This is a genomic window from Streptosporangium sp. NPDC002544 (assembly GCF_040295965.1).
GTDB lineage: Bacteria > Actinomycetota > Actinomycetes > Streptosporangiales > Streptosporangiaceae > Streptosporangium.
Genome location: NZ_JBEOWJ010000010.1, coordinates 309588 through 316820 on the forward strand (window position 1 = coordinate 309588; position 7233 = coordinate 316820).

The 7233-nt window shown below is 71.2% G+C and carries 6 protein-coding genes and 1 pseudogene; 2 read left to right on the forward strand and 5 right to left on the reverse strand.

Going from position 1 to position 7233, the window contains the following annotated elements; translation table 11 throughout:
• Positions 1–101: 101 nt before the first annotated feature.
• Entirely contained in the window at positions 102–896 is a 795-nt protein-coding gene (locus ABT061_RS18300; RefSeq protein WP_350918647.1) for an ABC transporter ATP-binding protein, read from the reverse strand.
• A 66-nt stretch (positions 897–962) separates the two neighbouring features.
• Here ABT061_RS18300 and ABT061_RS18305 point away from each other — a divergent pair, with 66 nt between their 5' ends.
• On the forward strand, positions 963–1682 hold the full coding sequence (locus ABT061_RS18305) for an Rv1486c family protein (protein ID WP_350918650.1): 720 nt from the start codon (positions 963–965) through the stop codon (positions 1680–1682).
• A 32-nt stretch (positions 1683–1714) separates the two neighbouring features.
• Here the strand turns inward: ABT061_RS18305 and ABT061_RS18310 are convergent, their stop codons facing one another.
• On the reverse strand, positions 1715–4183 hold the full coding sequence (locus ABT061_RS18310; protein ID WP_350918653.1) for a protein kinase domain-containing protein: 2469 nt from the start codon (positions 4181–4183) through the stop codon (positions 1715–1717).
• 172 nt (positions 4184–4355) lie between these two features.
• Between ABT061_RS18310 and ABT061_RS18315 the strand changes: the two genes are divergently transcribed.
• Positions 4356–5075, forward strand: a complete 720-nt coding sequence (locus ABT061_RS18315) for a hypothetical protein (RefSeq protein ID WP_350918656.1) — start codon at positions 4356–4358, stop codon at positions 5073–5075.
• A 13-nt stretch (positions 5076–5088) separates the two neighbouring features.
• Here the strand turns inward: ABT061_RS18315 and ABT061_RS18320 are convergent, their stop codons facing one another.
• The 3 genes and pseudogenes from ABT061_RS18320 to ABT061_RS18330 form a co-directional block, all read right to left on the reverse strand.
• Complete coding sequence (locus ABT061_RS18320) at positions 5089–5727, reverse strand: response regulator (RefSeq protein ID WP_350918659.1); 639 nt, start codon at positions 5725–5727, stop codon at positions 5089–5091.
• The gene (locus ABT061_RS18325; protein WP_350918662.1) at positions 5724–6854 is read right to left on the reverse strand and encodes a GAF domain-containing sensor histidine kinase; all 1131 of its coding nucleotides are present in this window, start codon (positions 6852–6854) and stop codon (positions 5724–5726) included. Before ABT061_RS18325 ends, ABT061_RS18320 begins: the two co-directional genes overlap by 4 nt.
• 97 nt (positions 6855–6951) lie before the next feature.
• Positions 6952–7233: pseudogene (locus ABT061_RS18330) on the reverse strand (RNA polymerase subunit sigma-24); the annotation flags it as partial.

Here is a 7233-nt window from a genome sequence, read left to right on the forward strand (position 1 = left end):
CCATGACGAGGTGCACGGCACTTACCGGATGCTAGGAGGAGCCCGGCCGCCGTCTCACAGCAGGGGTATGCTTTACCGGTTTTTGGACAACCGTAATGAGCTCAGAGTTGGTGCGCCCGCGCGTACCACCGGCCGTCCCGCCCCTGATCCAGGCTGAGCGGGACGCTGAAGGTGTGCGACAGGTTCTCCGCCGTCATCACCTGCTCGATCGGCCCCTGGGCCACCACGGAGCCGTGCCGGAGCAACAGCGCGTGGGTGAACCCGCTGGGCACCTCCTCCACGTGGTGGGTGACCAGCACCATGGTCGGCGCCTTCGGATCGTGCGCGAGCGTCGCCAGGCGACGGACCAGGTCCTCGCGCCCGCCCAGGTCCAGGCCGGCGGCGGGCTCGTCCAGCAGCAGCAGCTCCGGGTTCGGCATGAGCGCGCGGGCGATCTGGACCCGCTTACGCTCTCCCTCGGACAACGTGTTGAACCGGCGCCGGATCAGGTGGGCGCATCCGAACTGGTCGATCAGCTCGACGGCGCGCGTGACGTCGTGGGAATCGTACTCCTCCGTCCAGCGGCCGAGGATGGCGTACGAGGCCGTGAGCACCAGGTCGATGACCTTCTCCTCCGGCGGCACCTTCTCCGCCAGTGAGGCGCTCGCGAGCCCGATGCGGGGCCGCAGTTCGAAGACGTCGCTCTGGCCGAGCCGCTCGCCCAGAATCTCCACGATGCCCTCGGTGGGGAACAGCATCGCCCCGACCACCTGCAGCAACGTCGTCTTCCCCGCGCCGTTGGGACCGATGACGACCCACCGTTCGTCCTCGTGAACGGTCCAGTCGATCTCCCGCAGCAGGGCCGCCCCGTCCCTGCGGACGGTGACGTCCTGTAGCCGAAGCACCTGACCGCCCATCCCTTACGCCTCCTTGTGAATCGCTGGAACAAAACCTATTGCAGGGTGAGCGCATATCGTGGATCGGTGCACCCTGATTCACCGATCTCGGCCACCCTGGTCTGCTGGGGCAACGCCTGGCTCGCCGGACAGGTCGGCCTCGACGAGGCCGCCGACCGCGTGGAACGACAGGCCGGCCCCCAAGTCGTCGCCGCGGAAAGCGGCGACCTTCCCCTCCGCGGGTTCCTCGCCGACCTGCGGATCGGGGGTATGAAGTCGCTGCGACTGGCCCTGCCCGTCCCGGGCGACCCGCTCGGGCTCACCGGACCGCCCCCCTTCAACTCCGCGGCCATCGAGGCCGGACAGGCGGCGACAGCCGTGCTCGGTGACAGATGCCTTGGCCTGGTCCCGGTAAAGGACCACCGCGGGTCATCGTACGCCGGGGTTCGCTGGAGCGTGCTGGAGGCCCGAGCCACGGCACCCGACCTGCCCTCTCTCGCCGACGCGGAGCACGAGCTGACCCGCGCGATGCGCGTGGCCACCGACGCCCTGCTCGGCGTGGAGGGTCCGGCCCAGGGCCACCGGCAGCTGAAGATCACCGATGACGGCCTGGCCCCCGGCTACCCCGCCCGCGCCCATCGGGTCGCCGCCCTGGCCGCCCGTCTCTCCGCGGTGCTCCGCATCGCCGACGAGCGGGGGCTCACCTCGGGCCAGCTCGCCGTGCGCGCCGAGGCCCTGCGTGAGCTCGACCGCGCGGTGCGCCGGGCCCGCGTGGTCGCCCACCACGCCATCACCGAGCTGGTCTGAGGGCCCGGTCCGAGGGCCTGTCGCGGAGCGGGTCACCGGCCGGAGGTCAGCTTCCAGAGCTTGACGGTGCGGTCCTTGCCCGCCGAGACGGCCACCATACGGTCGCCGATGGTCATGACGGTGACCGAGTAGACCCCGCCCTTGTGTGCCTTGATCGCCTTGCCAAGGGGTTTGCCCTCGGCCGGGTCCCAGAGCCGGACGGTCCCGTCCGTGCTGCCCGACACCAGCACGGTGCGCCCGTCCACCGTGCCGAACGCCAGGGAGTAGACGTTGCCTCCGTGACCCTTGAGCGGCTTGCCGATGGTCTTGGAGGTCTTCGGGTCCCAGATCCTGATCTTCTTGTCCTTGCCGCCCGAGGCGACCACGGTGCGGTCGCCCAGCTTGCCGAAGGCCACCGAGAAGACCCGCCCGCTGTGCCCCCGGTAGACCTTGCCGTACCGCTTCCTGGTGACGAGGTCCCAGATCTTCAGCGTCTTGTCGGCGCTGGCGGACACGACGACGGAGCGCTTTCCGATCTTGCCGAAGGCGAGCCAGTTGACGTCGTCGCGGTGCGCGGAGACGACTCTGAGCAACCTGCGGCTCTTCAGGTTCCAGAAGTAGAGCGTGCCGTCGCCGTCCCCGGTGACGGCGACCGGTGAACCGTTCACGATGCCCGCCGCGGCGGAGAAGACCGCGATGGGGTGGTGGCCGAGAATCCTGCTCTTGCGGGTCTTCAGGTTCCACAGGCGGACGGAGTGGTCGTAGCCGCCGGTCACCGCGTACGGCGTGCCGCCGAAGGTGACGGTGGCGACCGCGTAGACCTCGCCCCGGTGGCCGCGGAGCCGGTGGAGCCTCTTGTGCTCGGCGGGGTCCCAGATCCCGAGCGAACCGTCCTGGCTGCCCGAGACCACCGTGGGCCTGCCCTTGATCTCGACTTTGGCGAGGGACTGTACGGCCCTGCTGTGCCCCTTGAGCGCCTTGCCGTCCTGACCGTCGAAGAGCACCGCGGTGGGCGGCATGGCGAGCGGCTCGGACGGCTCGGAGGTCGGCGCCGTCGTGAGGCTCGCCGTGGGGGCCGGGGTCAGGGCCTGCGCGACAGGTGTCGGGGCCTGCGTGGCGGCCTGCGAGGCGGCCGTGGGGGGCCGCGTGGAGGGAATCGGGGACGACGACGTACCGTCACCGGGAGCCGGGGGGCTCGCCGTGGTGTCGTTCCGCATGCTCGGCACCGCCACCAGCACGGCGGTGGCCAGGGCCAGGGCTCCCACGAGCACCCCGGTGACGAGGGCGGCCCGTCTGCGCCGCGTCCCGTGCTCGCCGGGCGCGCCGGGTACCGGGTCACCGAAGAGGTCCGGGTGCCGCGGCGGTGGCGGGGGGTACGCCCCCTGCGGGGGCGCGGCCTGCCGGCCGACGGGCGTCAGGTTGCCCGGGTAGTGCGCGGGTCCCGCGGGGGAGGTGAAGGGGACGGCCGCGGGCACAGGAGCAGCCGGGGAGGTGCCCGCCCTGCCGCCCGAAGCATGGCCGGGGGCCGCACCGGGCTCCCCCGGGTCCGCCCCTGACGGGCGCACCCACAACGTCTCGGGAGCGGGCGGCGGGGGCACGGTCGAGGCGGCAGGCAGGGGCACGGGCGGAACGGCGGGCGAAGGCTCGGGCAGGGCAGTGGGCGGCGGCAGGGGCGGAGCGGCGAGCGGAGGCTCGGGAGCGGCTGCCTCCTCCGACTGGGTGTCCAGAAGCGCGAACAGCACCTCGGAGGCGTTGGGCCGTTCCCCGGCCTGCTTGCTGAGGCACGAGGTGACGATCGGCCGCAGGGTGTCGGGAAGCTCGGACAGGTCGGGGGCCTCGTTCATCACCCTGTAGATGACCGCCGGCACGCTGTCCTGGCCGAACGCGGGCCGCCCGGTCGCGGCGAACACCATCGTCAACGCCCAGCTGAACATGTCGGAGGAGGGCTCGACCCGGTGCCCGGAGACCTGTTCCGGCGACATGTAGGCGGGGGTGCCGACCACTCCGCTCGTCACGGTCATCGCCGAGTCGAGGGCCCTGGCGATGCCGAAGTCGATCACGCGGGGTCCGTCGGGACCGAGCAGCACGTTGCTGGGCTTGAAATCGCGGTGCACGATGCCCGCCCGGTGGATGGCGGCCAGCGCGGTCACGGTGCCGACCGCGAGCCGGTGGAGCACGTTGCCGCCGCGGGGCCCCTCGGCCTGCACGACCCGCTGCAGGGAGATCCCCTCCACCAGCTCGCTCACGATGTAGGGGCGGTCACCGTCCATGTGGGCGCCCAGCACCTGGGCGGTGCAGAACGGCGCCACCCGGCGGGCGGCGGAGACCTCACGGAGGAACCGGGCGCCGTCCATGCCGGTGTCGCTCAGCCTGGGGTGGAGCAGCTTGATCGCCACCATCGCCCCGTCGGACCCCCGGCCCGCGTAGACCACCCCCTGCGCCCCCTCGCCGAGGCGGCCGAGCAGCCGGTAGTCGCCCAGTGACTCCGGGTCCTCCCTGCGCAGCGGGCTCGTATCCGGCACCTGAGCCTCCCCGTTGTCCAGCCTGTGAACCACCGCCATCCCCGAGTCACCAAAGATACGCAAATAACTAATTTTCAGGTAGATCATTCACGCTTCCGGCGTGTCCTTCTTAAGTCATAATCTACGAAACAAATGGTGACTACGGTCACCCCTAGCTCGTGCGGAGACGCCCATGCGCCGAAGCTTCGGCACGCTCCTAGGTCTCAGCCTCATCACTCCGCTCGCGATCGTCCCCAACGCCTCGGCCGCCGCCGCGAACACACAGTCCCCGGCTTCCTCCGAGGCCCTGTCGGCGCCCCGGACGGACGTCTCGGCCGTGGCCCCGTCAGCGGCGAGTCTGGACAGGCCCTGGTCCGCTTTCAAGGTCTCAGTGAAGGCCCCAAAACGGGTCAGAAGCGGCCAAGAGTTCATGTATACGATCAAAATCACCAATCGGGGACCGCAGAAGGCCGACTACTTCTACGTAGGCGGGACCCTCCTACCCAAAGGCATCAACAGCACCGTCTACTACAAGGGCCCGAAAGGCACCGACTGCGACTTCTACACCGACGGCTTCTGGTGTGTGACGCCCTGGATCATCGGCAAGGGCGAGTCGGAGACGGTGCGCATCTGGGTCAAGCTCAACAAGCGGACCAGGGGCACCGCGGTCGCCAAGCTCGGCGCCGACACCTGGAACGTCCCGACCGGAGGCGCGGACCTCAGCCGCGACGAGTGGAGGCGACTGAACTTCCCCCACTGGTACTACCTCAAGACGGTGAAAACCAAGATCGTCCATCCCACACCGCCCAAACCCAAGCGCAGTGGGGGCGGGAGTTACACCCCGCCACCGCCGCCGCCTCCCCCGCCACCGCCCCCGCCGCCGGGACGGCGTGAGGAGAAGAAGGACACCTGACCTCGCACGCCGGTCAGGCCAGGCCGTTCCGCACCGCGTAGAGGGCGGCCTGGGTCCTGTCCTGCACGCCCAGCTTCATCAGCACGTTGGAGACGTGGGTCTTCACGGTCTTCTCCGCCACGGTGAGCTGTCTGGCGATCTCCCTGTTGGAACGGCCCGACGCGATCAGCGCGAGCACCTCGCGCTCCCGTTCGGTCAACGGTGCCACCCGCCTGCCCTCCGGCGTGGCCGGAACGGATCCGGAGAGGGAGAGCATCGCCTCCGCGGCCTCCGGAGCGAGCAGCACCTGGCCGCCGTGCACCGCCCGGATCGCGTGCACGAGCGCTGCCGGTTCGACATCCTTGTACAGGAAGCCCGCCGCGCCCGCCCGCATCGCCGGGGCCACGTCCTCCCGGTCACTGACCGAGGTCAGCACGAGCGCCCGCGGCGACAGTCCCCGCTCCCCCAGCAGGAGCAGCGCGCCGAGCCCGTCGAGGACCGGCATCTTCAGGTCGAGCAGCAGCACGTCCGGGGCGAGGGTCTCCACCAGGGCGACCGCCTCGGCGCCGTCGGCGGCCTCACCGACCACGTCGAGGTCTTCCTGGAGGTCCAGGAAGGTACGCAGCCCCTGCCGGACGACCGGGTGGTCGTCGGCGATCAGGACGCGGATCACGCCGGCACCTCCATCCGGACGAGCGTGCCGCCCCCGGGCTCCGACCTCACCCGCACGCTGCCGCCGACGGCCTCCGCCCGATCGCCCATCGAGGCGATGCCCAGCCCTCGTCCCACGGCGGCGGTCACCTCGAATCCCGTCCCGTCGTCGCTCACCTCCAGAAACACGCGCCCGCCCTCGCAACCCAGCCGTACGCCGACGGCACGCGCCTTCGAATGCCTGGAGGCGTTGTGCAGCGCCTCCTGGGCCACCCGCAGCACGGCCGCCTCGATCTCGGGTTCGAGGTCGCACACCGGAGCCTCCTCGAACGAGAACGAGGCCGGGTGGAGCCGGTCGAGCAGGCGGACGTGCTTGCGGAGCGTCTCGGCCAGGCCGTGCCGGTCGAGCTCGGCCGGCCGGAGCTCGACGATCACCGCCCGCAGTTCGGCCAGCGCCTCTCCCGCCAGCCGTTCCACCTGGTCGAGCTCCCGCACCGCCCGTACCGGGTCGCCGGCGACCAGCGACGCCGCGGCCCGCGCGGTGAGGCGCAGCGAGAACAGCTTCTGGGTCACCGCGTCGTGCAGTTCCCTGGCCATCCGGGTGCGCTCCTCCACCAGCGTGAGCTCCCGGCTCCGCTCGTACAGGCGGGCGTTGGTGAGGGCGAGCGCGGCGTGCGCGGCGAACATGGTGAGCAGCCGCTGGTCGGCCTCGGTGAAGCCGCCCGGGGCCCGCTTGTTGGACAGGAAGATGATGCCGAGCACCTCGTCCCCGTCGAGGATCGGCACCCCGAGAAAGTCCTTGAGCACCGGATGGGCGCGGGGCCAGTATTCGAACCGGGGGTCCCTGCGGATGTCGGGAAGCCTGACCGGCACGCCCTCACGCAGCAGGGCGCCGAGCATGCCGTGCTGGCGGGGCGTGGGCCCGATCGCGTCCCACTCCTCGTCGGAGATGCCCTCGGCGACGAACTCGGCGAACGCCCCCTGGTCGTCGGGCACGCCCAGCGCGGCGTAGCGGGCGTCCAGCAGCCGCCCCGCCGACCGCACGATGACGCCGAGCACCTCCCGGACCGACAGATGCCTGGTCACCGCGAGGACGGCCGAGCTCACCGCGTGCAGCACGGCGTCCCGGTCCTCACTCTCGGAGCTCACGCAACGACTCTAGCCCCGGTCCGATGAGAGCTCGGCGCCGCCGTTCGGCGGGCTCGGTACCGGTGGGCGGACGCCCGTACGGCGGCCGGTACCACGATCAAGGCCGAGGAGGTGCGTTCGCTGACGATCCGGTTGCCGGGGCCGTCGGCCATCGAGCGGGACGGCCGTCCGGTCCGTCCGCCGCGCCGTGCGCCTCCAGGGCGTCCAGCTGGGACTGGAGTTCCTGGGTGAGGGAGGAGCAACGGGCGTGGCCGATGCGGATGTCGGCTGATGGCCGGTCGAGGTCGACCAGGGCGTCCTGCACGGCATCCTCGGCCGCCGCGAAGTCGGCTCCGCGACGGACCAGGATGCCGATCACGATGGGGGTGAGGGTCCGCGG